Annotated in this window: 20 protein-coding genes, 1 pseudogene and 1 riboswitch; of the genes and pseudogenes, 9 read left to right on the forward strand and 12 right to left on the reverse strand. The window is 52.6% G+C overall.

Going from position 1 to position 23,500, the window contains the following annotated elements:
- Window positions 1-29: 29 nt before the first annotated feature.
- The gene (locus GV827_RS21290) at window positions 30-389 is read right to left on the reverse strand and encodes a hypothetical protein (RefSeq protein WP_164355996.1); all 360 of its coding nucleotides are present in this window, start codon (window positions 387-389) and stop codon (window positions 30-32) included.
- Window positions 390-634: 245 nt separating this feature from the next.
- Between GV827_RS21290 and GV827_RS21295 the strand changes: the two genes are divergently transcribed.
- From GV827_RS21295 to GV827_RS21310, 4 genes are all read left to right on the forward strand, one after another.
- A complete protein-coding gene (locus GV827_RS21295; RefSeq protein ID WP_164355998.1) occupies window positions 635-841 on the forward strand; it encodes a cold-shock protein in 207 nt (68 codons plus the stop codon).
- A 448-nt stretch (window positions 842-1,289) separates the two neighbouring features.
- A complete protein-coding gene (locus GV827_RS21300; RefSeq protein WP_164355999.1) occupies window positions 1,290-1,853 on the forward strand; it encodes a hypothetical protein in 564 nt (187 codons plus the stop codon).
- Between the two features lie 41 nt (window positions 1,854-1,894).
- The gene (locus GV827_RS21305) at window positions 1,895-2,617 is read left to right on the forward strand and encodes an 8-oxoguanine DNA glycosylase OGG fold protein (RefSeq protein WP_164356001.1); all 723 of its coding nucleotides are present in this window, start codon (window positions 1,895-1,897) and stop codon (window positions 2,615-2,617) included.
- 407 nt (window positions 2,618-3,024) lie between these two features.
- Window positions 3,025-3,555 (forward strand): D-glycero-alpha-D-manno-heptose-1,7-bisphosphate 7-phosphatase, encoded by a 531-nt coding sequence (locus GV827_RS21310; RefSeq protein ID WP_164356003.1) that lies wholly within the window; start codon window positions 3,025-3,027, stop codon window positions 3,553-3,555.
- Window positions 3,556-3,690: 135 nt separating this feature from the next.
- Here the strand turns inward: GV827_RS21310 and GV827_RS21315 are convergent, their stop codons facing one another.
- Genes GV827_RS21315 through GV827_RS21325 form a run of 3 tightly spaced genes read right to left on the reverse strand, consistent with a single transcriptional unit; the run spans window position 3,691 to window position 6,144 of the window.
- On the reverse strand, window positions 3,691-4,623 hold the full coding sequence (locus GV827_RS21315) for an NAD-dependent epimerase/dehydratase family protein (protein ID WP_204326026.1): 933 nt from the start codon (window positions 4,621-4,623) through the stop codon (window positions 3,691-3,693).
- Window positions 4,616-5,482 carry a sugar nucleotide-binding protein gene (locus GV827_RS21320; protein WP_164356007.1) on the reverse strand — a complete coding sequence of 289 codons (867 nt, stop codon included), beginning with the start codon at window positions 5,480-5,482 and terminating at the stop codon, window positions 4,616-4,618. The genes GV827_RS21315 and GV827_RS21320 overlap by 8 nt, the downstream gene beginning before the upstream one ends.
- Window positions 5,479-6,144: a hypothetical protein gene (locus GV827_RS21325; RefSeq protein ID WP_164356009.1), complete on the reverse strand. Its 666-nt coding sequence runs from the start codon at window positions 6,142-6,144 to the stop codon at window positions 5,479-5,481. Before GV827_RS21325 ends, GV827_RS21320 begins: the two co-directional genes overlap by 4 nt.
- Before the next feature lie 344 nt (window positions 6,145-6,488).
- On the opposite strand from GV827_RS21325, the gene GV827_RS21330 reads away from it, so the two are divergent.
- Both GV827_RS21330 and GV827_RS21335 read left to right on the forward strand, forming a co-directional pair.
- On the forward strand, window positions 6,489-6,695 hold the full coding sequence (locus GV827_RS21330; protein ID WP_164356011.1) for a cold-shock protein: 207 nt from the start codon (window positions 6,489-6,491) through the stop codon (window positions 6,693-6,695).
- Between the two features lie 504 nt (window positions 6,696-7,199).
- Entirely contained in the window at window positions 7,200-7,778 is a 579-nt protein-coding gene (locus GV827_RS21335) for a hypothetical protein (protein ID WP_164356013.1), read from the forward strand.
- A gap of 300 nt (window positions 7,779-8,078) precedes the next feature.
- On the opposite strand, the gene GV827_RS21340 is transcribed toward GV827_RS21335, so the two are convergent.
- The 5 genes from GV827_RS21340 to GV827_RS21360 form a co-directional block, all read right to left on the reverse strand.
- On the reverse strand, window positions 8,079-9,239 hold the full coding sequence (locus GV827_RS21340; protein WP_164356015.1) for an adenylate/guanylate cyclase domain-containing protein: 1,161 nt from the start codon (window positions 9,237-9,239) through the stop codon (window positions 8,079-8,081).
- Window positions 9,240-9,755: 516 nt separating this feature from the next.
- On the reverse strand, window positions 9,756-9,920 hold the full coding sequence (locus GV827_RS24150; protein ID WP_408056275.1) for a VRR-NUC domain-containing protein: 165 nt from the start codon (window positions 9,918-9,920) through the stop codon (window positions 9,756-9,758).
- A 203-nt stretch (window positions 9,921-10,123) separates the two neighbouring features.
- Window positions 10,124-11,269, reverse strand: coding sequence for a methionine adenosyltransferase (gene metK, locus GV827_RS21350; protein ID WP_164356019.1), 1,146 nt, complete (start codon window positions 11,267-11,269; stop codon window positions 10,124-10,126).
- Window positions 11,270-11,360: 91 nt separating this feature from the next.
- The gene (locus GV827_RS21355) at window positions 11,361-11,789 is read right to left on the reverse strand and encodes a DUF3293 domain-containing protein (RefSeq protein WP_164356022.1); all 429 of its coding nucleotides are present in this window, start codon (window positions 11,787-11,789) and stop codon (window positions 11,361-11,363) included.
- 30 nt (window positions 11,790-11,819) lie between these two features.
- A riboswitch (SAM-I-IV-variant riboswitch) is annotated at window positions 11,820-11,922 on the reverse strand.
- A 206-nt stretch (window positions 11,923-12,128) separates the two neighbouring features.
- Complete coding sequence (locus GV827_RS21360; RefSeq protein ID WP_164356024.1) at window positions 12,129-14,354, reverse strand: type IA DNA topoisomerase; 2,226 nt, start codon at window positions 14,352-14,354, stop codon at window positions 12,129-12,131.
- A gap of 248 nt (window positions 14,355-14,602) precedes the next feature.
- Here GV827_RS21360 and GV827_RS23760 point away from each other — a divergent pair.
- Window positions 14,603-14,751: pseudogene (locus GV827_RS23760) on the forward strand (IS6 family transposase); the annotation flags it as partial.
- Between the two features lie 2,123 nt (window positions 14,752-16,874).
- Here the strand turns inward: GV827_RS23760 and GV827_RS21370 are convergent.
- Window positions 16,875-17,102 (reverse strand): helix-turn-helix domain-containing protein, encoded by a 228-nt coding sequence (locus GV827_RS21370; protein ID WP_164356026.1) that lies wholly within the window; start codon window positions 17,100-17,102, stop codon window positions 16,875-16,877.
- 231 nt (window positions 17,103-17,333) lie between these two features.
- The gene (locus tag GV827_RS21375; RefSeq protein ID WP_164356028.1) at window positions 17,334-17,942 is read right to left on the reverse strand and encodes a rhodanese-like domain-containing protein; all 609 of its coding nucleotides are present in this window, start codon (window positions 17,940-17,942) and stop codon (window positions 17,334-17,336) included.
- 112 nt (window positions 17,943-18,054) lie between these two features.
- On the opposite strand from GV827_RS21375, the gene GV827_RS21380 reads away from it, so the two are divergent.
- Window positions 18,055-18,783 carry a response regulator transcription factor gene (locus GV827_RS21380; RefSeq protein ID WP_268895779.1) on the forward strand — a complete coding sequence of 243 codons (729 nt, stop codon included), beginning with the start codon at window positions 18,055-18,057 and terminating at the stop codon, window positions 18,781-18,783.
- Between the two features lie 4 nt (window positions 18,784-18,787).
- Here GV827_RS21380 and GV827_RS21385 read toward each other — a convergent pair whose 3' ends face one another.
- Window positions 18,788-21,472 (reverse strand): hybrid sensor histidine kinase/response regulator, encoded by a 2,685-nt coding sequence (locus tag GV827_RS21385; RefSeq protein WP_164356032.1) that lies wholly within the window; start codon window positions 21,470-21,472, stop codon window positions 18,788-18,790.
- A gap of 740 nt (window positions 21,473-22,212) precedes the next feature.
- On the opposite strand from GV827_RS21385, the gene GV827_RS21390 reads away from it, so the two are divergent.
- Window positions 22,213-22,566, forward strand: coding sequence for a hypothetical protein (locus tag GV827_RS21390; RefSeq protein WP_164356034.1), 354 nt, complete (start codon window positions 22,213-22,215; stop codon window positions 22,564-22,566).
- The last annotated feature ends 934 nt before the right edge of the window (window positions 22,567-23,500 follow it).

The following is a 23,500-nucleotide window of genomic DNA, read 5'->3' on the forward strand; positions in this document are numbered from 1 at the left end:
GCCCGCTCGTCAGCGCGATCCGCACCGCATCAGCGCGGAATTCGTCCGTCCGTTTCGTTCCCATAGTTCGTCTCCTTTGCTGCAATAAATGCTATCAAAGGAGCGGCATCAAACCGTGACAGGTCCAGATAATAATTCGGCACGACAATGGCGCCGGGAGGCGACCCTTTTAACCAAGCATGAGTCCCATCTTCTGAGACCTCTATCCAATCACATGGTAACGTCGGCACGTTGGACATTGCCTCAACAACGCAAAGCTCATTCCAAAACTTTTTTCCCTTGCCGCTCTTCATTGGCTTGAGACCCTTCGAGGTCCAAAATGAGACCAAGTCTTCGATATCAAAGGGACGCATCGCACCGCCTCTAAGAAGATGATCATCGAACCACATTCCACACTCATCCAAGAGGCATTGCTCCCAGTCGCCGGCACCATCAGGCGCACAAAAAATCCCAACTTCAAGAGGCTGGCCAAGTTACTTGCGCTCTAAAGTCCGAACTGCCATCCTCACGTCCGCTAACGTTATCTTTTTCGACCAACTGTCTCTCGTTAACCGGCTTCAGTCTATCGATCCAGACCGACTACGCCGGGATGCCGCACTCATGCGGGCATCAACTACAAGAGGAGACTACGGATATGGCCAATGGCACCGTGAAATGGTTCAACACCACCAAAGGCTTCGGCTTCATCGCACCAGACACTGGCGGAAAGGATGTGTTCGTACACATCAGCGCCGTTGAGCGTGCGGGGCTGACCGGCCTGGCTGACAACCAAAAGGTCACATTTGACGTCGAAGCAGGCCGTGACGGTCGGGAGAGCGCGACAAACCTTCAGCTCGCCTGACCTAGCTGCTTACGATTTCCGGGACGGTGCCAGGAACGCTGGCGCCGTCCTTTTTTCATGTCGGGTTTACCGGTCCAGCACATACAGGATACCAGGGAGAACTTAGTCAGTATTCTTGGAAATCCATGCTAAGCTAATGCAGCCTGATGCAACTCGCTGATGACTGAAAAACTACCATTTGAGCATCTCTCCCAACTCTTCAGACGTGAATCCGTCTAGACTAATCAGTTTGGAAGTGATCTTTTCATTTCGAGGGGAAAGACCCCAAAAAAATTAATACGTTACTTGGGGGCGCGTGATGCAGCGAGTCTTTCTTTTTGCTCTCTGTCTAGTCCTGGGAGTGTTTGGCGTTCACCGCTTTTGGATCGGAGCAAAACTCTCTGGGCTTGCCATTTGCGTTGCTAGCATCGCAGCATTCATTCTAGGAGCCACGACACCCATACCGATAATGATCGTTCTACTGTTCGTTATCGTGGATGCGCTCACCATTCTGATCACTGGACGCCCAATTGGCCTCAAGACGGCCGGAGAACATAGAGACATGCCAGCACCCCAAGCTTCTGACAGTCCGCCAGCAGCTGTAGCAGCCGGTCCCGAGATCATCGAGCCGACTGCTAAGTCAGCCGCCCCGGAAAGTGCGGCAACGCAAAGCAATGAGTTTACAGATTTTGCAAAGGAGTTGGTGAGTTCAGTTATGCATGCAGCCCGAAAGGAGGACGAGACATACGCTGGCGAGGTATTTGACGAGAAGTTGAGGGCATTCCTGTCCAAGAAAGGCGTGGATACCTCTAGCAAGTTTGGCAGCGAGATTTGGTACGGAGCACCAGACGACGTATTCGTCCCTCTCGTGGAAGCGATCGTCGATGACGAAAGAGTGTCCGATACCAAACTGCAAGAAAGTGATCCGGGGATCAGTCGTATTGTCGGTGACGTTTATGACGCGATGAACGAAAACGGACACCTGGAGGAAGAACGTCCAGATTTTTGGGAAAAGGTCATGTCGGTCGTCTAGTCGAGCGAACCGTAAAGCTCCCCCAGCGAGAAGGATTTTGCATGCTACTTTCTGAACTTGCGCTTCATCAGCCCGCAAAGTTTGATGATATCTGTGGACAATTTCAAGAACTCTTCCCTGCCCCCGATCTGGTAGCAGCGAGCCAAGATTATCGATGGCCAGAATCCGCAACTTCCGAGCAGACTTTGAGGAAAAGAACTGAAACCGCTGCCAGTTTCGCCTCTTGGAGCAACCAAGGTCTATCGTCAGCAGAGGCTACAGAACATCTGAGGAATGTTCATAAGTGGGGTTTTGGCGGACAAGACCTGAATCGTAGGCAGAGATACATCTACGATAAACCATACATAGATGATCTTCTTACAATGCTTGCTGCATGGCGTGATAGGACAGACCGCGATGAGATGCGGTCGACTTTGGTCCATGTCCTGACATTCCCGTACATTGGAATTGCACGTGTCTCCAAGTGGATATGTTTTCTCGACCAGCAGTCCTATGCCATCTACGACTCCCGGGTATCGCTTGCCTTAAGAAAGATCGAAATTGAAGGTCGCCGCATATTTCCAACGCTGGGAGCAAAATCTGCGGGGCGACCATATCAAGACTATGTCGGAGCCAGTCCTGAGATAAGGGCGAGGAAGATCACGGAAGTTTACTGCTTGTTTTGCGATGTGCTTTCAGCGGTAAAAAATGACTGCGAGTTTGAAGAGGTTGCAGATGTCGAAATAGCTCTCTTCATGCTCGGCGTTAAGAAGCAATACTGGTGATCTACGACCTCAAAGAGGATAGCTGGCTGTCTTCAGGCTTCTCTTGAGCACCTGCCCCATTCCGACCAAAAGACCCCCGAATGTAATTTTCAGACACCATGCATCTCAGGTTTCTGTGATCGGCAGCCCTCATCCAACCCTCCAACAGAATGTGCCTCACTTCTGGCTCAGTGCATCTCTGTAGCGTTCGATTACAAGCGGAAACCCTTTGCACCGCCAGAAATCTCCACTTACTCCCCCACTCGACATGCCGCCGTGGGAAAATCTTTCGACAACCACTGTGTCGCAAAACGATAAGGCTTCACCGGTGGCATCCCAGAAAGCAGTTTCCAGTATCCGACGGAGTTCAGTTTCACGACCAGGTAGCTTCGAATGGTTGTGAATTTCGAAACGGAGGTTCCGATATTTTGAGTTCACCAGTTGCATTTTTTGATCGCGATGGAACGCTTATCGAAGATCAGCAGTATGCTTTCGATGCGACGCGCATTCGTTGGCAGCCAGGCGCTTTTGAAGCACTCCGGTCACTTGTTTCTCAGGGATGGCGAAGTATCGTTGTTACCAACCAGTCCGCTGTAGCGCGTGGTTTCTGCAAGGAAGAAGATGTGCACGCCTTTCATAGCGCGATGTCGCACAATGCCTCATCTGTAGGAGCAGTGATATCTGCCTTTGAGTTTTGTCCATTCCATAAAGATGCGAAGGTCGCTGAATATCGTGCTTCAAATCATCCAGATAGAAAACCTAATCCAGGTATGATTCTTCGAAACCTTCCTTCCGACCCAAACGCACGAGCAATGTCATTCTTAGTTGGAGACAAGAGTAGCGATATCGCTGCTGCCGAAGCAGCTGGCATCGATGGGTACCTATACAACCCTGGTGATGACCTTGCTGCGCTTGTTGAGTTCGCGGTAGCGGAAGCAAGAATTAAATGCAAAAAGTAAACATAAAGCCCGATTATCCTCAAGACTGTCATGCCTTTTTATCGACTCTCACAACGACTAGCCAGCGCTCCGATCAGAGATCGACCTGGCTAAAAACATCTAAGCGATATGAGTTCTACGTTGGATCACCGAAGATCACTTGTGGCTAGCCCAACAGTATCGCGCATATTCTTTCAGCGATTCTTTGTCAGAAACCGTCTGGTCCGGGTAGTGTTGCGCAAGTAAACCCATGTCGACGCTTGTCCAATGCTGGTACTGTTCGCCGATGTGGAATGGAACTGTACGTACCTTGATGGCTTCTCCCGCGAATTCCCTACACCAATTCAGGAGCTCGCCAAATGTAACTGTCGTTCCCGAACCCATATTGAAGACGCCTCGAGCCGAGTCTTTGCTATCGTCGAGAATGCGACGAAGTATGACGCGAGCAATTCTGTGCACTTCAACAAAATCTCTTCCTGAATCTTCCGTACCCTCAAAAATCTCTATTGGTTCTCGTCGAGCCGAATTACAAAGCCATCGTGAAATTACGGAAGCCATTCGACCGGATATGGGTTCTCTAGGCCCAAACACATTTGTGTACCTTAAGCCAATCCAGTTCCCACCCCCAAACCTACAAGACATTCTCTCATCCAACAGCAACTTGGAGCGTGCATAGGCGTTCAGTGGGCCAGTGGTAGTTGAAAGATCACTTTCTCTTAAGGGCCTTCTTCCGGTTGCTCCATATACGCTAAACGAAGAAGCGTAGATGAATAGTGTAGCGGAACTGGAACAAGCATCTGCAATTGCGAGAGGCTTTGCGGTATTGTGCTGGTAAAGAAGTTCTTCATCTTTTTCGAGAGTATTCGAGATACCGGCTTGATGAACAACAGCGGAATATGCGCCTCGCCGCACATCCGCTAGAACCGCCGGATCTGCTGCGTCTGCTTTGATGTCTGGTGTTCCGTTTACATCAAGCGTGACCACAGCAACACCTGATCGCTTCAACTCGTTTGATATCGACCCACCAATGAAGCCACTTGAGCCAGTGACCAGAACTGGCAGGTTTCCAGTTACGATAGCACTATCCAACCGAGACGTACGACTCATAGACTTCAGCCAAACCTTGCTCAAGAGACCGATAGCGATCGAGAAATGGAGTGTACGTATCCAACTCCAGGTCAACCATACGGGGGCGCTCGGGATTATCGTTTGAAACGGGATTTAGCATCGAGAAGTCGATACCGATCAATTGGGCGGCAAGTCGACCCATTTCGAATTGGCTATGCCAACCCTTAGCGCTGACGTGTATGTTTCTATGTCGCCAAGCTTGAGGGTTGTCTGCAATCTGAGCCAACGTTTCAGCAACGTCCGCAACGTGAGTCGGCCGTCTTTTGGCCCAGGTGTCCAGGGAAACCGGTTGCGTAGCGCAATAAAGCCTATGGACTAGTTCCGATAGGTTGCACTCATCGAAGCGTTCAACGCTACCATATAGCACGGGCATTCTTACGATTATCGCATCTCTGTTTTCGCTGCGGACCGCACTTTCTGCTTCAGATTTTGTAAATCCGTAGGAATTGGTCGGTAGGTGTGGCGAATTAACTGAATGGGGCCCGCCATTTGGGAACACATAATCAGTTGAGACATGGATTAGATCAGCGCCATAGATTGCTGCCGCTTCAGCTACGTTTCTTGCTGTATCCACGTTCACCTTGCGTAAAGAAACCAAATCTCCCCAGAACTTGGGGCGTCTTTCTGCGATAAGGTTGACAACAATTTCGGGCTTTACCTCCTCAATGACATTGCGCACAGCCTCAGCATTGACAGCGTCTAGCTTCACACGGTCCTCTGCCTCTCTCGTAAGGCTTGTACCGACTGCCTTGACGGACATTCGTGACATTAGTGCGCGTCCAAGAAGGCCGCTACTACCGAAGACCAACATGCGGCTCATACATAGTCTCCTTCTGCTTGACCGAGGGGCATCAAAGTAGGTTCATCCCCAACGAACCTCGTCGCTGCGAAAACGCTTCGTACAAATCCTGCGATCTTTGCTTTGCTGATCCTTGGCAAACTGTAGATCGACGGCGAAGGGATAACAGGATTGAAGTAACGAAAGCTATCGCAGTGATTTGTCTTCGTCAGGCTTAGGCACGAGCACGAACTCTCATCGATTCCTTGTTGGCTCAACAGAGTGACCGCATTATCGATTTCTACCTGCGTTTCGGCTTCTACCTCTGCGACTTCACTCGTCACCTCCGCAAATACGAGCAGTGCCTTAGGATCGATGTCACCCTTCCGAACGTACTCTTTGTTGAGGTGTACGATGAAGACCCTTGCAACCTTCCAACCTGCCTCTTCGGCAACGATCTTCTGAAATGCCGCATCTTTGATCTGGTCGTGCTTTCCGTCTGATTTCACGCTCGTAGAGGACTTCACCTCGTAGAGATTGATCGTGCCATCGCCATTGTCACGCGTAACATCTGCTTTGGCGTACAAACCGCGATCTGTCTGGAAAATCGACTGAAAAGAGTAGGTCCCCGCGTCAGCCTGAGATTTCAGAAGCTGCCGAACGTATGCTTCTACCTCATAGCCCTCAGCCGTTAACTTCTTCATGTAGTCGGAGAATTCGCCGTGAGGGTATTGGTCAGGCTTGTGTTTCAGCAGCCAAAGGGACTTTGGGCAGCCTAGGTACTGAATGAAGTCCGTCTTCGATATCTGCATTTTCGCTCAATTGAACCAAGGGCTGTTAGCACCATCAGGCGCACAATAAATCCGAACTTCAAGAGGCTGGCCAAGTTACTTGCGCTCTACAGTCCGAACTGCCATCCTCACGTGCGCTTACGTTATCTTTTTCGACCAACTGTCTCTCGTTAACCGGCTTCAGTCTATCGATCCAGACTGACTACGCCGGGATGCCGCACTCACGCGGGCATCAACTACAAGAGGAGACCACGGACATGGCCAATGGCACCGTGAAATGGTTCAACGCAACGAAAGGCTTCGGCTTCATCGCACCAGAAACTGGCGGAAACGATGTGTTTGTACACATCAGCGCTGTTGAACGTTCGGGCCTGACCGGGCTAGCTGACAACCAAAAGGTAACATTTGACGTTGAAGCTGGCCGTGACGGTCGGGAGAGCGCGACGAACCTTCAGCTCGCTTGACCTAGCTGTTCTGCGATTTCTTGGACGGTGCCAGGCATCCTGGCACCGTCCTTTTGTATGTCAGGATTGCCAAATCAAAGCACGCGAGATGTCGGTGACGAGTTAGTAAGCTTGCTTAGTCAGGATCAATAAACAGGCACCCAACCTCGATGGCGGCTTCTACCAAGAGCGGACGTTCGTAAGACTTGGGCGAGTGACCGAGTTGCAGACGAAGCCGCCTGATGCTGATGCAGCGAAACTTCCATACGCGCGACAATCAAATTTCTCAACCAGATGCGGCGGCGCAGCACCGTTTCCCGAAAGCGGCCATTGGACTCGTACAAATTGGCCGAAATCCAAACCGGTCGTACGCTGCGCCGGTTACGGACGTCTCACATGCGGGACGAAGCAGACCCCGGCCGAAGGGCCTTTCGCAGATCAAATCCGGCCAGTTGAATTGATTTCCTGCCGCTTTCTGAGAAACTTGGTTATTCAAAAGAGTGTTAGGAAGTTAATGTGCCGCGCATGAAGTTCGGAACGATCGTTTGTTGCGCTGCTCTGTCTTGGGCCCTAATCGCGCCCGCAGCGTTCTCACAGGAGCAAGACGCGAAGTCCTTGATAGCTGAACTTGGACGCCGACACACCGCTGTGGCAAGCCTCAATTCACTTGAACGGCTTGCAGCCAGGATCGTTTATATCGAAAGCATAGGCATGCTTTCCGAGCATGGTGATTGGGCAGAGGAACAAGCCAACTGGCCCGAAAATGCTGCAACAACCACGTTCGTCTATAGCGTTAACAACATCTATGGCCGCTTCAAACCCGAACTTGCCGCGCTCCGCCGAACCGCTTCCCGTTCTGGGATCTTTTCGGATGATGAGCGCGAGCGCTTCGCATCTCTTGTTGATGAATTGGAGCTATTAATCGAGGGGTCTCAGACCTTCTATGATTTGCTCGCGGCAGGGCAGACAAGTGAGGCAAACTTGTTCTTTCGCGACAATATCCGAGCGCCATACCTAGGCATCGTTCAGGGAAGCTATACGATTGGTTCGGGAGTCTCACGCGACATCAGTCGTATTGGTCTCGCGGCGAAAAGCTTGAAATAGTTCGTACGCCGATTGGATTTGTATCGCAAATCCACGCCGTAAATCCCGTCTGGTTCGGGCTCGGTGCCGTCGTTCCATCACCGTTCGTCTAACAACCGCTTCCAACCGGCGAATGTCCGGGCATCGGGCCACGCCGCTGAAATCGTTGAAACATCTGCATTTCGGGAACGGCGGCTTTCGGGACGTGGTTCAAACTTGACCCTCTGCATCGCCGCAAGACCGCTTCGAGCCCATTTCGACCGACAATGCGGCAGGGCTGAGTGTCGGCTTTTAAAAGCAGGGGCATTCAGTTTTCGGGGGTTACTCCAAGATGAAAACTGGCACGGCTTGATCGAACCCCTTAAGATCACATTTAATTCCAGCATCAGTCACGTCTCCAGTGATTGTGTGAAACTCATGGGAGCAGACCGTCTTTGCATTCAATTTAACTGCATGATCTAGCAAACGTGACGCTAGATTGACCGCCGGGCCAATCGCTGTGAAATCAAGACGGTTTTGACTACCAACATTGCCATAAAAAATTTCTCCAATGTGAAGCGAGGCGCGAAATTCTATTGGCGTGTCACTGTGGTGTTTTTCAACTCCTGTTCTTGACCTCGCAACAGCATTCAACGCATTTTGCGCAGCGGCTTCCAGAGCGGTTAAATCGTCGACAACTGGAAAGATAATCAAAGCTCCGTCGCCAATGAATTTCAGAATTTCGCCGTAGTTAGCAACCACGGCAGCATCAATAATTTCATAAAATGCATTCAACACTTTTAGAACTTCGGTCCCCGAACGCGAATTTGACATTGCGGTGTAGCTCACCAAGTCCACAAACAATATGACCGCAGAAATGGTCTCCCCATCGCCGCGTTGGATTTTTCCGTCCATAACTTTGCGGCCGATGTCCTGTCCCAAATAGGTGGTCAGGGAGACCGTCATATCGCTTCGGTCGCCAAAGTGCTCACAAACCCGGGCAACAGGCGCCTGCAATCGGCGCAATTGCATGACTATATCGTCATCGAACCCCTTCTCGGTCTTCGTCGCCAAAAACACGCAACGGGAGACAGATCCATCAATATTAAACAAAGGCAGGCAAATGAGATCGGTGTAACCTGCATCGCGGTATCCTTTCAGGGTTAGATCGCCACTGTCATCCTCTTCGTCATCAAATCTGAAACGGAGCATACGTTGCATGAGTATCGTCTTCGCCTGTGGTCCACGCTGGAATGCTTCGCTCTGGACCATGTCATTGGAAACAGGGATCTGCCACCCCCCCTTTTTTTTGGTCCAAATAACGCCTTCGGCTGGAAATATTGGATGTATATTATATTTGTATAACGCGACGGAAGATATCGGAACGCCCGCTGCAAGTAGTCTTTCCGAGAACACGCTAACGAAGTTCTCAAACGTGCCGGGTGGAGGCGCGCCGGCTACTAGCCAAGTGATGATTTGAGTGATTTTTTCATCGAATTTCATAATGCATCAAGCTCTTCAAACGGCGCATTTACAATAGTGAATTACTCAAAGTAATTCTACCAGCACATGTACAAGGCGCCGAAAGCGGCCGTTGGCCCAACTGCAGCCAATTGCGGCTCCGTCCGCAACTCGGTCATAGACCCCGTGAAATTCGCTGCGGTCGCGACGAATGTCTGCTTTTCTCGCTGCGCCGTAGATGATGGATTTGGTAAATTACATTGCTGCATCTGCGAGCATTGATGTGGGACCATGTCTGCTTCGGGCTCGACTCGGTCATCCGAGTTTTTTTGTCGGATGACGGCTTTGCTCTGGATTACAGACATCACTGCGTTGAGACCATTGGTGGTTCGACCGTAACCTGAAGGCGACAGGAGGATTGTCCATGTCGCATCCGTTTTGGCTCGATGTTCAGCATCTTTGGAAGCAAGTACCAGCAAGTGGAAATTTTGGTACCGTACCAACTTTTTGCAGGAGCCTATGCGAACAGCTTGAACACAGCAGCGTTAGCAGAAACCATCAGCGCTCGATCAGTCGAAGAACGCGAGCCGGAACACCGATAGACACAAGAAAAGCGATCTCGTCTTTTTGGTCCTGGTTAACGCGCTCTCGGGGCCTCTTCACCTCGACCAATCGATAGAAAGACAGCTCTCTGTCAGTAGAGATACCGCCCGCCCGCGCCAGAAAGTTTCATCCCGATGGACCAGAGGCCGATCATGCACTAACACTTAACTTGGACCACCCAATGGGGGCTCTCCAAGTTGACGCATGCGGGACGTGGACGACTAACGACATCGACTGAGCCAAAGTGTCAGACACACTGGCGCTAATTTCTGTGGAATTGCTTGGGTTGTCTGCCTCAACTACAGATGCGACCTGACGCGACATTAGATATCCTCCCAAGGTAGCTGGAGATCGCTTCGACCAAAGTGCCCATAGGCTGCGGTTGGATAGTAAATCGGTCTATTCAAACCCAACATTGCAATGATGCCTTCCGGGCGCAAATCAAACTCCGCTGAAAGCTCTTGGGTTGCATCCATCTGCGCATCGCGTTCAGTGCCAAATGTCTCAACGACAAAACTGACTGGTTCAGCGATGCCAATGGCGTAGGCAAGTTGCACTTGGGCTCGAGTTGCCCATCCGCGTGCTACAACCTGCTTGGCCAAAAAACGCGCCATATACGCAGCAGAACGGTCGACCTTTGAGGGGTCTTTGCCGGAGAATGCCCCGCCCCCATGGGGCGCTGATCCTCCGTATGTATCGACAATGATTTTACGCCCTGTGAGTCCAACATCGCCTTTCGGTCCACCAGTAACGAAGCGACCAGTGGGGTTGATCAGAGTTCGAAACGCGTTTGAGCGCATATCATCAGGAACTATGGGGTTGATGATATGCTCAAGAACCGATTGCTTTAGGTCACCTAGCTCAACTTCATCAGAATGCTGCGTTGAGAGAACGATAGCTTCAATTTCGGTGGGCATCCCGTTGACATATCGAAATGTCACCTGAGCTTTAGCGTCAGGCTGAAGCCAAGGAATAGTGCCATCTTTTCGCACCTCGGCCTGCCTACGCATAAGTCGGTGCGCGAACATAATCGGCGCGGGCATGAGCTCAGGCGTGTCATTACAAGCATACCCAAACATCAAGCCCTGATCGCCTGCGCCAAGAACACCATCCCTGCGATCAACTCCTTGATTGATATCCTGTGATTGCCGGTTGAAGCGAACTTGCACCTCGCATCGGTTGGGGTCAATGCCAGTGGCCGCCTCGTCATAGCCTGTGTCCTCAAGCACTTCACGCACCAAGGCAACCGCAGTCTCTCGGACAGCTTGAAAATCCTCAATGCGTTTTGTTTTGAACTCACCTGCAATGACGACACACTGGTCAGCGAGCATGGTTTCACAAGCGACCCTAGCGTTTGGATCGCGCTCCAAGAACGCATCCAATATGCGGTCTGAAATCCTGTCGGCTAGCTTATCAGGATGCCCCTCTGATACAGATTCAGATGAAAATAGGCCGTTTTTAATTGACATGACAGTTTCCCTTTTAGCCGCGTTCGACGAAGTGTCGGGGGCGGCAATCTGGATCAAATCCCCCCAGCTAGTTGGTTAGCCAAACCTCGTGTCAACGAAGAAAGAGTAATCTCGGTACAGCGTCGGCACCAGCCCAGAGCACGACGTCTTGACGAAAGCTGCGCCCTAGATGTTCTGCCATCTTCTGGTCGACGCCAAGTGCAAGGTAGCTCGCTTCCGGCGGCCATGCACCTGTCGGGTCGGCGCCTACACCTTCAATAACAACCTCAGTGATGGCACACAGTTGTTCATACAATCGGGACTGTGCCTCCTCGTTGGCTTCTATTCCTTGAGTTTCGCCCAGCGGATTGAAGGCGGTAATAAAAATTGCGCAGTCCTTCTCATTTCTTTCGAACAAAGCGTTCAGGTTTGCTGAAAACTTCCCGACGCGCATCACAAAGGCATCTGTGCCAGAGCCCACTTGGTAATGCGTTGCCTCATAAGCAGCGACTTTTTCACTCGACACGTCTGATGGGTCCACACCGTCAATCCGTTGACTTTCGAGGATTAACGCTCCCCGTACATTTGCCCTCAAGAGCCGCATCTCTTTTCAGAAACCACCTTGCCCGGGTGGGCAGGTTGGTATGGGTGCTAGCCCAATCTTAATGCAGTATTAGAGGTAGTTATCGCCAGTTCTGATGTCAATCTCTGTGAAAGGTGCTGTCATCCATAGATGTAGAACGACGCGGTGCACCTGCCGCGCTCGCAGCAGCGCTCAGCAAGCCGAGGCCGAACTACGCCGTCTTCAAGATGAGCACCGAGAAGCATTTGAAAAGGCGGATCGGCTTAGCTTAAAACTGACAGGGCGGGTCCTCCGGTCTCACGACATATCCGCTTGGTCTTCCTGGGCGTTACGTTTCTTGCGGGACGCGCTTGGTCCGGCCTTGCCCCGTTTTTTCCCGCGCTGCTTTTCAATCCAGTTAGACATGGCAGTGGAACTGGCCATTGCGGCCGCCGGGATCGTAATCCCGTCCGCTTGCGCAATGTTCTTTGCATAGGCGAGTTGAGCAGCGCTCGGCGGATTGTCACCCGAAGCAGTTGATCCATCCTTTGGCTTTTTAGGGGCGTGGGCCTCAAGAAAGGCCCTGCATACGTCAATTGATGTTGCATAGCCCCGCGGCAGGTGGAGCCGCTTCTCGCGTGCAAGCGACATGGCAAAGCGTTTCATGGCCGCAGTCGGTGGGCGGTCCGAACCACCTTTCGCCGCATGGGATTTGAGGATCGGTCCGTCGCCACTCTGAGCTTCGCTCTTCAGCTTGGTAATAATCCGATCTGCAACCTGACATACTGCATCGATTGCGCCGCCCATCTGCTGTTTGCCCGCGACGACATCGTCGAGCAATTGCTCAAGCTGGGCTGTTGCGCCGGGATCGACCAAAGTCGGATCTGCGTGGTTCAGTACGCCGAAGAGTTCTAACCCGGTCTCAGTCGGCACAATGTTCTTGCTTTGGTTGGTCAGAAACTTCTGCCGTTTAAGCCCGTTAATGATTTCTGCCCGCGTGGCGGGTGTTCCTATTCCTTTTGCGTCTTTCAAACGCTCGCGCAACGGCGCGTCTTCGACGAAGCGCCAGGCATTCTGCATAGCTTCTATCAACGAACCCTCGTTATAGCGTGGTGGTGGACGCGTTTCTTTCGCCTCGACCTTGGGATCACGCAGGGTAGCCGCCTCACAGTTTGTCATCATGGGCAATACCTGCGCATCGTCAGATTTCTCACTCGTGGGAACCCAATCAGGAAAGGCCGCTCGCCAGCCAAGATCCAATGGCTGCCTGCCGGTGGCACGAAACGGAGCACCCGGGACTGCCAGCAAGGCAACGGTCTGCCGGAATCGAAAATCTGGCATGATGGCGGCGAGGTAGGCCCGCGCGATCACATCGAACAACTTTTTCTCATCAGCCGATAACCGCGGCCAGACATCTTTCAATGTATCGATTGTATTAGCGTTGGGGATTACGGCGTGATGGCTGGCATCCTTGACGGCTTTGTCGTGAAACGCTCCTTTAGGACCTTTGCGGATAATAGGCTGTGCTGGCACGGACATATCCTTGTAGGACTGACCAACCTGAAGACCTGCGATGATTTTAGGTACATCTGCGATCAGCGATTCAGGCAGGTAGCGCACCTCGGCACGGGGATAGGTGATGACCTTTTTACCCTGTCCATCGTAGAGCTCCTGAGCCACATCCAGCGTCTTCGAGGCGGTCCAGCCAAACCGAGACGCGCACAGTTTTTGAAGCGACGGTAGGTCATGCAGTTTGGGCGGGCTCTGCCGTTTGTCTTCCACGGTGACGCTGAGTGGCCCGCTGAAGCCATCGGCCTTGCGTACAATGTCTTCGGCCGTTTGAAGCTTGAGAATGCGCTCTTTCGGCGCGTGGCGCATCTTGAAGTGCCCCCCGGCAACGGATGCTGTAGCAACAACCTCGAAATAATTCGTGGGCACGAAGTCTCTTATTTCTAGCTCCCGCTTACACACGATCGCCATGGTCGGCGTTTTGACCCGCCCGACGCCAATCACACCGCGTGCGCCGCGGCCCAGTGTTACGGTTGCTGTACGTGTGAGCGACAAGTTGTAGATCTGATCGGCCTGCCGCCGGGCGACTGCTGCGGCGTAGAGCCCGGCATATTCATGGTTTGGGCGGGCTCTATGAAACGCGTCTCGGATTGTCTGGGGATCTTGAGCGGTAAACAAAACCCGCACAACCTCACCTTGGTAGTCGTAGTGCTCGAGGATTTCTTGACCGATCAGTTGGCCCTCGCGGTCGCAGTCGGTGGCAAGCCAGACCTTTTTTGCAGACCGCAGAGCCTCGCGGATCGCTTTGAGCTTCGTAGCCTTGTTGCCTCCCTTCGCTGGACGGGTGGCATACAAACCGTTGGGGCGTAACAGAATGGGCGACCACCGCTTCCATTCTGGCATGGCGTCCTCGGGCTCTTCGAGATCCAATAGATGCCCCTCTGCGGGGAGGATGGTTCCGAAGCTTGAGCCAACGGCCGCCCGGACATCTTTTGCCTGGCTGGACTTTTCTGTGATGACGATTTGGTCAACCATTATGCGCCACCTGAAGCTGATCTTGAGTTTGTATCTTTTGGAACATAAGCGGAACATGCATAGTTCGCAATGCAAATTCTCATACTCAAAATGCTACATAGGAAGTCAGTCTCAAACGCTCTTTTCCTGAAATGCTGCCCGCCATATTGCGCGCTCTTATCTAAATGTAATTTACTCTAAAGCCCAACGTCGGCCCTGTCAGAAGAAACTAACTTGAGCTGGGCAAGGCGGTTTCGTAGCCTCGTTGAATGACCAAACCTAACCCATTTCGTTTTTTAGAAAGAGCCGCGAGATAATCCGACTGGCGGTTATGATTTACGTCCGTTTCCCGCTATCTCTTCGCAATGTGGAAGATTTGCTCCACGAACGCGGCATCGATGTCAGTCATGAGGCTGTGAGATACTAGTGGCATCTCCTCGCTCGCCTCGATCCTCTCGATTATGAATGTCTAAGGCAGGACGAGGCCGCACATATGGGCCTACGTGTCAGTGTTCTTGATGATGACCCTAATCGCCTGGCCGGAACTGCCAAGGTGTGCTGGTCTTGACGATTGCGTTGGCGATAGTGACCAGCCTTCTTGCGATTGCGATCTGAGGAGAACAGGCTTTTTTCGGGCCTAAGATCCCCTTTTTCGCTGCTACGATCTTGGGGCTGGATTGAACCAAGGAATAAAGGCCCGCTTACGATGGAGCGTCTTGTTGATCGGCAGCTGGTCCTCGGACTGGCTTAACCGTGAGACCCCCTCCCCTTAAGAGTTCTGTCACTTCGCTCGCAGGTAGAACTCCATCAGGTACTGAACCATGTCCCCGTTGGTTTCTCGACACGCAGTGCACATGGCCTTGAACTGGAGATATGCCCCCTCCTCCATCCGGATCGACATCTGAACGGTTTGCCGAGCAGTCCTCGATTTCTCTCTGCTTTGCTCAAGCTTGTGTCGCTCGTTGTGAACCAGATGATCAGGCATCTTTTGCTTCGGGAGTTCGGTGTCTTCGGAACCAGTGTGCAGCATCAGTGGGAAGTCCTTTGAACAGGTGATCAATCATACGATCTGCCTCACCTCTGACACTTAGGAACGATGTAAGGAACCAATGAAATCAGGAAGACCATGATCGAGACATAAAGTCTCCTTGCAGGCTTTTCCGCGAAGCCGATGGGTAGTCATAGCATCGATCTGAGTCTTAAGAAATTCCGGCGGAGTCAGCTGTGAACTCGCATCACCAGAACCGAAGAATTCGGCCGATGGTCCCATCGAATTCCAACGACGGAAACGCATCCTTTCGGTGACTGGAACCAGAAGTCCCTTTTGGGTCCAGGTTTGCGAAGCAAGAGAGCACTGCAAGGCGAATTAGCGTGACTTTGTCCAGTTAAGCGGAAGGTTTGTGTCACTCTACGCTCGTTATCTTTGTTTGAAGGCAGCTTAACCGCCATTGAGTGTCAGTTATCCTCCGAACTACGAGACTTAAGCTCACTACTTGGAAACTTAAGCGAACTTCTAGCGACTTATTGTTGGCTTAAGTCGCTCTTTAGGGAGCCAGAGAGAGCTTTTGTCAGGGAACGAGTGAGTAAACCACCACAGTACGAACAGTTTAGACCCCTCGCGCGCGTGATAGAGAGAGTAGTTAGTTCTATATAATATAGATCTATCTCTTCTTATTTTAGTAATAATAATACCCAAAGAGGGGCGGCGCCGCGCGCCGCCCCTCTTTGGGTATATCTTATATATATTGTATTATATATAACTGATTATACTAAATATAGTACCTTTAAAGAGATCTGTCAATATTCCTTATCCCTTTCTCATCTTCCTCCTTGAAAGGGACTCTCTTCAAAACTGATTTCTTACGCTTCGCTTCAGAAATCAGTTTCTCGAGGCCCCTTTCTCGTCGTCGACGAGAAAGGGGGTGAGAGTAATAATTAAATATGAAATGAAAGGATTTCTTTAACTGAACAACACGCGGAGTGATTTGTCCCTCTTTGCATCGACTGGTTCCAAGAAACCGTTTCATCCCTGCCGTTGAATCCAGTTGAGCCCAAATGAGCCCAGAATCCCTAACTTTACAGTCCTTGGCTCAATATGCACACCACTACACCGACAAGGATAGCCCTGGGAAGCTCTCAGAAGCCCTACACGTGGCCACCTCGCATTTTTAGCAACCCATGACCTACCTTAGCCTCAGGTAGCCCTCACAGAGCCGCTCAGCGCCTCTCGAGACTCCCCTAGATGTCAGCACCCAGCAGCACCCAGGTCATCGCAGACCTTCCTAGTGTTCCCCGTCCGACATAAGAGTCCCAGTCTGCCTCGGGCGCGCGGCTGTTGTTCAGATAGAACCCCAAGGGGCAGCTATGCGGACATAGTTGCTCTTCGCTGCTGCGCGGCATTGATAGACCGGCTGTGCCACGTTGTGCGGACAAAACTGTTTTTTGTCTCAGGTGCACATGCCGAGGGAGACCCATGACCGCTCTGGAGGCCGTCTAGGCAACAGGTCACAGCTCCAGGAACATGGAAATCAAGCAAGTGACCTATTCGCCAACAATGTCGGTCAGCGCGCACCCCAACCGATCGCAAAGCCGTGGCAACTCTTCTGCGTAAAGCCGCAACCTTCCCAATTCGATCTGGTTGATCCGGGTAGACGAAGAATGTCCCAGCTCTGCGGCCAAGTCACCTTGGGTGAGATCCTTTTCCATCCTGAGGCGTCTGATGCGCTTGCCGATTTCGACACGTGTGCGCTGCATGTCTAAATCAAACATCAGAAGGCGCACCCGAGTATCGATCGTAGTTCCCTGCAGCGCGCACTGTGATTGACGCGCAAGCACGAGTGAAACGCGAAGACTTTAGGGGGGTTGAACACGCCGCGCAGCCTCTGACATGTACAGGTAGGTTGTATAGAAGATTACCCATGGCAGAAAAAGGCAGGCCCGTTCCGGGTTGATACGCCCGGTCGCGCCCATACTGGCCGCCGGGCGTGTGCAACTCGTTTGTCAGTACGCCTGTTCGTTGCGGATTTTGTACGTCCAGGCCAGCTTCGAGTTCTTCCAGCCGTTCACACTGCGCACGCCATCGGGGTCCTTGTCCCCCTCGAAGCCATCCACCACCGAGTACACAGATGTGTAACCCAGTTGACCAAGCAGGTCGGCAGCGCGCGCACTGCGGCTTCCTGAACGGCACATCAGGATGATCGGTGCCTCCTTCGACAAGCCCCGCTCCTGTATGAAACCCGCAACCTCACGATCGAAGTTGGAATTTACCGCCATCTTGTAAGTACCCTTATCGGCGTCGAACTCCCAGAATTCATCCATCACCATGTAAGGAATATTCTTGTCGGCCTCCGCCGCGATGCCCACGAAAGACACTTCTGCACGGGTCCGGATGTCGATCAGGACCGCATCCTCGTTTTGCGCCAGAAAGGCCGATGCCTCTTGTGCGGTCAGGTACAGGTTCAATGCGCTACGCTTCTTCTCAGGAACTGTGGAAGGGTCCACGGCCGAAACGAATTTGACGGAACTTTCTGCTACAACGGTCGCTGGCACCAAGACCAGGCCAACGGCAAAAGCGACATACAGGCCGCGACACTTATCAATGATTGTCATTTGAGAATCCTCCGCTCACTCTGGGCGTATCCAAACGCGTGAACCCAAGGGGGGCGCGCAAGTTGACGCTACGTGAGGGATATTGCTTGCTTTTTGCACAGTTGTTGCACGAATGTTAAATCGTGTTTCATACTGGGGGGGCAACGTGGCACAGGGCGCAAACGCCGACAGAGTTCTTGTCATCGAAGACGATCTGTTTGTTCAAGGATTGATGAGTTCGCTCCTTGAGACCGAAGGGTTTGTAACGGCTCGTGCCGGGACCGCAAAGCAAGCTTTGGCCGAACTCGAGCGCGTGTCTATCTCCGCGATTCTGCTGGATCTTGGACTGCCAGACGAAGAGGGGCTTGCCCTGCTCAGAAAGCTTCGACGACGAACGACCGCGCCGGTCATCGTGGTCACGGCCTCCGACGGCATCGACGAGCGTCTCGCCGCGTTGGAGATGGGAGCCGATGACTTTGTCGTCAAACCGGTTGAACCACGCGAACTCATCCTGCGCCTGAAGCACGCGGTCCGTGGATCGGATCAGACGGACAGCACAAGATTCGAGGCCGCGGGCTGGAGCCTTGATCTTGCGAGCCGCGTTCTGCACAATCCCGAAGGAAGCCGTGTCGAGTTGCGCCGTGCGGAGTTCAATCTTCTTGCCGCTCTATTCCAGGCGCGGGGACGTGTTCTGACGCGGGATCAGCTGCTGGACGCAATCTCGACCGGCGCCGAGGCACCCACCGAACGCACCGTCGACGTTCTAGTCAGCCGGGTCCGCAAGAAGACCGGCACCTCGGGAAACGGACTGATCGTAACAGTCACCGGGGTGGGCTACACTTTGAGTGCGTCCACGCTGTAGGGTTTCAAGCCACCTGTGCGCCGCTAGTTTCTCCGTAATGGGCTATATAGTCATCGACCTCGGCCCGCGCGCGGTCCAGTTCAGCGCGGAGCGCAGCAATGTCAAACGTTGTCGCTTTACCGGAGCGTATCAAAGCCGACCGGGTTTCGAGGGTCTTGCCCAGACGCAGAAGTCCAACCGTGGATAAAGCGCCCGCTAGTTTGTGCAGGCCGACGGCCATGGCGGTCAGATTCCCGGACTGGAGCGCACCGGCAAGCCGTTCAAGCTCGGCCTCGACCGTTTGGTGAAACTCGGCAATCAGTTGTCGAGTGCGCGCGCCCCCAAGCATCTGGACATATCCTTCGAGATAAGACGGTTCGAAATGCGCAATCTGCGCCTCATCAGCCTGGCCGTCAGCCCGCTGAAGGTCCAGAACGCCGAGAATACCGCGATGCAGAGTCTCACCGCTCACAGGTTTGGCAAGAAGCAGGTCAAATCCGATTGAGGCGCTTTCCACCCTCAGATCATCGTCATAAGCCGCCGTCAGGCCGATTAGCCGGGCCTTGTCCTTGCGGCGGCGTAAGCGGCGACCCAATTGCAGACCGTCCATGTCAGGCATGTAAATATCGGTGACAATGACATCGAACTGATTGGCAGAGGCACGCTCGAGCGCCACGGTACCAGATTCCGCAGTTTCAACCGCGTGCCCGTAATGCGTGAGCAACTCTCTGAGAACGTCCCGGTTGAGCGGGACATCGTCCACGACAAGAATGTGCAAGGACTCGCTCGTACCATACTGGTCCGAAGACCGCGCCACTTCAGTGGTCTCTGGTTCCGGGGCTGTAGCACTATGCAGGTCCAAAGAGAAATAGAACCGACTGCCCGCGCCCTGACGGCTTTCGACTTCAAGTTTTCCGCCCATGGCGTGCACCAACTCATGGCTGATCGACAGGCCCAGACCCGTACCCTCGGACGCTCCTCGGTCTGCGTTTGAAAGCTGAACGAAAGGCTTGAAAAGGCGTTCCTTGTCCTGCTCTGCAATGCCAATGCCGGTATCTGCCACAGAGAACGTAATGCATGCCTTACCAGCGCCTGCGCTCTCGCCTTTCACCACAACCTCGACACGGCCTTTGTCAGTGAATTTCACAGCATTGCTGACCAGATTGAGGAGAACCTGCCGTAGACGTGCTTCATCGGCCTCGACAAATTCAGGCACGTCGCCTTCGGTACTGAAGACAAGGTCCAATCCCTTGTCGGCCGCGCGCGCGGACATCAGATTGCACATACTCCGCGTCACATCTATGAGCGCCACCCGGGACAGATGCAGCTCATCTTTTCCTGCCTCTGATTTCGCCAACTGCAAAACGTCGTTCAGCAAGGATAGCAAAGCGTTTCCCGCATGTTTGAGATTGCTCACATGGTCCCGCTGAGCGCGGTCAAGCCGCGTGCGGCCGAGCAATTCCACGGTACCTATGATCCCGTTGAGCGGCGTTCTCACCTCATGGCTAAGCATGGCGAGGAACGTGGATTTCTCACGCCCTTCCTGGATCGCGCGTTCCCGCTCGCCCCGGAGTCGGCGCACCCTGTCGGCAAGAGCAAGCGATAGGATCAGCATTTCGAGAAGAACGGACGAGTTGATCGCGGCGCCCGAGGGCGGTCGTTCCAGATACCCCATCATGGCAATCATCGCGATGAGCGTCATCGCGACCATCGGCGTCCATCCGATGAGAATGAACAGCGATTGCCGGACACCGCGGAAAATGCCGATCAAAGATGCCGCCAGCACGAGGAACGGCACCAGCGCGTAGGTGATCATCCACAACTCGGCCATGACCAGATAGCCCGCAAACGGGGTGGCGATCACCAAGGCAATCAGGAAGGCAAGGCACCCCAGCATGAGCCAGGACAGAACCGGACTCCAGTCGCGAACCCGCAGGAACCGCCACACGAATGCGATCCCGAAAATCTCGATTGCAAACCCGGCGAAAACCGTGATCCACGGATGCGCGGTCCAGCCCAGCAGCGTCGCGGCAAAGCCGTAGCTGTTGAAGAAAAACAGGAAATAGCTCAGCCCATGCGCCGAGTAGAGAAAGTAATCGAGTTCCCGCAGGGCCAAGCCCAGAAACAGGTTGTAGAGAACCAGAAAGATCATCCCGCCCATCAGGGAGTAGACGATGAAGTGCCGGATAACGCGGGGTGTATTCAGCGCATAGTCCGGACCGGCCTTGATCGAATAGTTGATCAGACTGCGTGATTGCACACGAAGAGCAAGTGTTCGGTCTTCACCCGGCGGCAGTGTAAAAGTCAGCACATGGCTCCCCATACTCTTGACTACCCTCGGGTCGGAAACCTGCCTCAAAAGACCAGCCTTCACGTGCTGCTCGACGATGCCATCTTTCAAAACGTACAGATCGATGTAATCAGAGCGCGCAGCGAAAACCTCCACCCACCAACTGGGCACATCGCCGGGGTTGGTGAGCTTCTCGACGAGCCAATAGGCATTTCCGCCAGCGGCAACCCGCTGTCGAGGCTGACCTGCCAGCGCTTCGGCTTCCGCGAGCGCCTCCTCCAGCGCCAGCTTTCCGTCGCGATCGAGCACGATCGTGCCTTCGTAAAAGATGTCTCGCACCTCTGCGGTTTCTAAAGCAGCCGCTGTCGTCGCGCACATCAAGGCGAGCAAGACGATGGCGACACGTCTGACACAATGCATGAGATCATATCCCCCCAGATACACGAGGATTTTGACGCTCTCAGGAGAAACGGTCAATCTTCTCTATTGCTTTAACTGTATTGGAAGACGCAGCCGCCCGGTCATATAGAGTTGCCGCACATCAATATTTGCCGTTCCGGCTTAACGGGCGCCTTTAGCCTCAGCTGCCAACAAGTGAAACGTCATCTGGTCTGCCAAGTGCTCAAACTGGCACTCGCTGCATAGCAGCAACCTACGACGAATCTTACGTCTCCTTCGGGCTCACAACCGCCATCTGACAGTTTCGCTCAGGGATGTCGGACCCGTGTCCGATACCCTGCTTGCATCGGGAATCTTGCGTCAGGTGGGGAACACCAGATACGTCCTGGGAGCCAAAGACCACTCGAACCAGAACCAGATCATCAGATCATCAGATCATCAGATCATCAGATCATCAGATCATCTCGGTGTTCAAGCTGTCTGTCAGACCCAACAGGTTTTCTTACTGGCTCAAAACCTTACAAGACCCCCCTGCCCTTCCATCATCGAACCAAGTGAGCTCTGTCTTGATCTGCCTCTGCAAGTACCAGCAAACGTCAGAGGTCGAACCATGTGAACCTTGCCTCTGAACAACGGAGAGCTTCACTGAGTGCTATCCTTGACCGCTTGTCCGGGAGAGACTTTCATCAGACCCTAACTACGGGCTTAGGGTTAGGACCTATTAGTCGTATTGGTGTTCGTATCGCTAGCGGATGGTCAATATGTGTGTTCTGGTCAGCCAAACGGTTCGTTCAAAAACAAGTGGGCACTATATGCATGGCGCGACGGTACAATATGAGTTTAGTGGCGATGAAGCCAAATGGGATGCGGTCATAGCTGCGTTTGTGCAAGCAATCGATTCGGACCCAGACGTTTCTGGACTTTTCACTTATCGGGTCACAAGAACCTTAGACGGCAACAAACGCATCCACTGGGCCCAATGGGATGTTCCGGAAACGGCGCAGCTATTGCAAACGCGTGATTACTTTAAATCTTTTTCTGTAAAACTTCAGGAGCTGCTTGAAGGTAAGCTAGAGCCAGCTGTTGTTTCGATTTTGCACAAAACCAAAGATTAGGCATACCATCACTTAATGGGTCCTGACCCTAGAGGCTCTCTCAGAGCATATCGTTCCTTTCGTGATTCAAAGCCTGGTTCAGTTATCGTCTTCTCAATATTGGCTCGCCATCATGATTGGTTCCATGTTCTGGAACTAAGGCGACCAGGGCCTTGTCTGATCCCCTACTATACTCTTGCTAAAAAGTACTCTTCCTTAAAGTGTATACCCTACTTGGATTACACCTCATCTCTGTCACAGCTATCTCCCTACTCTCCTGTTGTTCAGAAGTTCAGCCAAGTTGAAACCTAAGGTCTGACCAAGTTGAACGAAGTTGAACTTGAGTAGGATCCAGTCGGATAGGCAAAATGACCGTCAGTCCATAGGTTGCTTTTGGTCAGAGAAGGATCCAAGCAGAGTTTTAGGTCATTGAGGATGCCAATGCGAACTTGAGTATTGCTCCTTTGATTGAAGCAGGAGAATTCAGCACAGTCTCAGAGAGCCTCACTGAGGCCGATCAGGCCATTAGGGACGGAAGGCTTAGCGAGTTCTTTGAGTATGCAGCAGAGAAGCTGCCAGGAGCCGTACAAACGGGCTTTAAGAACTTTGTGATCACCAAGGACACGGCATTGTTCCAGGGTTTGAACAGGGCTGTGCAGTATGGGGTGTACGGGGGATTTTTCCCTGGCTCGAGAGGCTCTCCGATCTCAAGTTAGGTTTTAGAACCTCTTAGGTATTTATTTGAGGTTAAGGCAGCTCCGGGGTTTTAGGTCTGAACTTGGCGTTTTAACTTCTTTCTATTCCCATAGACCTCGATCAGAGGATAATCTGGCACTGCTCAGTCCGATCTCGACCCTAAATGCCCCCTAAAGGCCAGTAAGCTCCCGAAGTTGGTAATGGGTGATCTAGAGCGGCGCCTTTCCTTAACGAAAATCAAATAAAAAATAATGAAGGT

The sequence above is a fragment of the Sulfitobacter sediminilitoris genome, from assembly GCF_010667575.1.
Lineage (GTDB): Bacteria > Pseudomonadota > Alphaproteobacteria > Rhodobacterales > Rhodobacteraceae > Sulfitobacter > Sulfitobacter sediminilitoris.

Coding starts and splice junctions, on each gene's coding strand:
- GV827_RS21290 (WP_164355996.1), bottom strand. CDS start 389: ATGTGGTTCGATGATCATCTTCTTAGAGGCGGTGCGATGCGTCCCTTT.
- GV827_RS21295 (WP_164355998.1), top strand. CDS start 635: ATGGCCAATGGCACCGTGAAATGGTTCAACACCACCAAAGGCTTCGGC.
- GV827_RS21300 (WP_164355999.1), top strand. CDS start 1,290: ATGATCGTTCTACTGTTCGTTATCGTGGATGCGCTCACCATTCTGATC.
- GV827_RS21305 (WP_164356001.1), top strand. CDS start 1,895: ATGCTACTTTCTGAACTTGCGCTTCATCAGCCCGCAAAGTTTGATGAT.
- GV827_RS21320 (WP_164356007.1), bottom strand. CDS start 5,482: ATGAGCCGCATGTTGGTCTTCGGTAGTAGCGGCCTTCTTGGACGCGCA.
- GV827_RS21325 (WP_164356009.1), bottom strand. CDS start 6,144: ATGAAGAAGTTAACGGCTGAGGGCTATGAGGTAGAAGCATACGTTCGG.
- GV827_RS21330 (WP_164356011.1), top strand. CDS start 6,489: ATGGCCAATGGCACCGTGAAATGGTTCAACGCAACGAAAGGCTTCGGC.
- GV827_RS21335 (WP_164356013.1), top strand. CDS start 7,200: ATGAAGTTCGGAACGATCGTTTGTTGCGCTGCTCTGTCTTGGGCCCTA.
- GV827_RS21340 (WP_164356015.1), bottom strand. CDS start 9,239: ATGAAATTCGATGAAAAAATCACTCAAATCATCACTTGGCTAGTAGCC.
- metK (WP_164356019.1), bottom strand. CDS start 11,269: ATGTCAATTAAAAACGGCCTATTTTCATCTGAATCTGTATCAGAGGGG.
- GV827_RS21360 (WP_164356024.1), bottom strand. CDS start 14,354: ATGGTTGACCAAATCGTCATCACAGAAAAGTCCAGCCAGGCAAAAGAT.
- GV827_RS21370 (WP_164356026.1), bottom strand. CDS start 17,102: ATGTTTGATTTAGACATGCAGCGCACACGTGTCGAAATCGGCAAGCGC.
- GV827_RS21375 (WP_164356028.1), bottom strand. CDS start 17,942: ATGACAATCATTGATAAGTGTCGCGGCCTGTATGTCGCTTTTGCCGTT.
- GV827_RS21380 (WP_268895779.1), top strand. CDS start 18,055: ATGTTAAATCGTGTTTCATACTGGGGGGGCAACGTGGCACAGGGCGCA.
- GV827_RS21385 (WP_164356032.1), bottom strand. CDS start 21,472: ATGCATTGTGTCAGACGTGTCGCCATCGTCTTGCTCGCCTTGATGTGC.
- GV827_RS21390 (WP_164356034.1), top strand. CDS start 22,213: ATGTGTGTTCTGGTCAGCCAAACGGTTCGTTCAAAAACAAGTGGGCAC.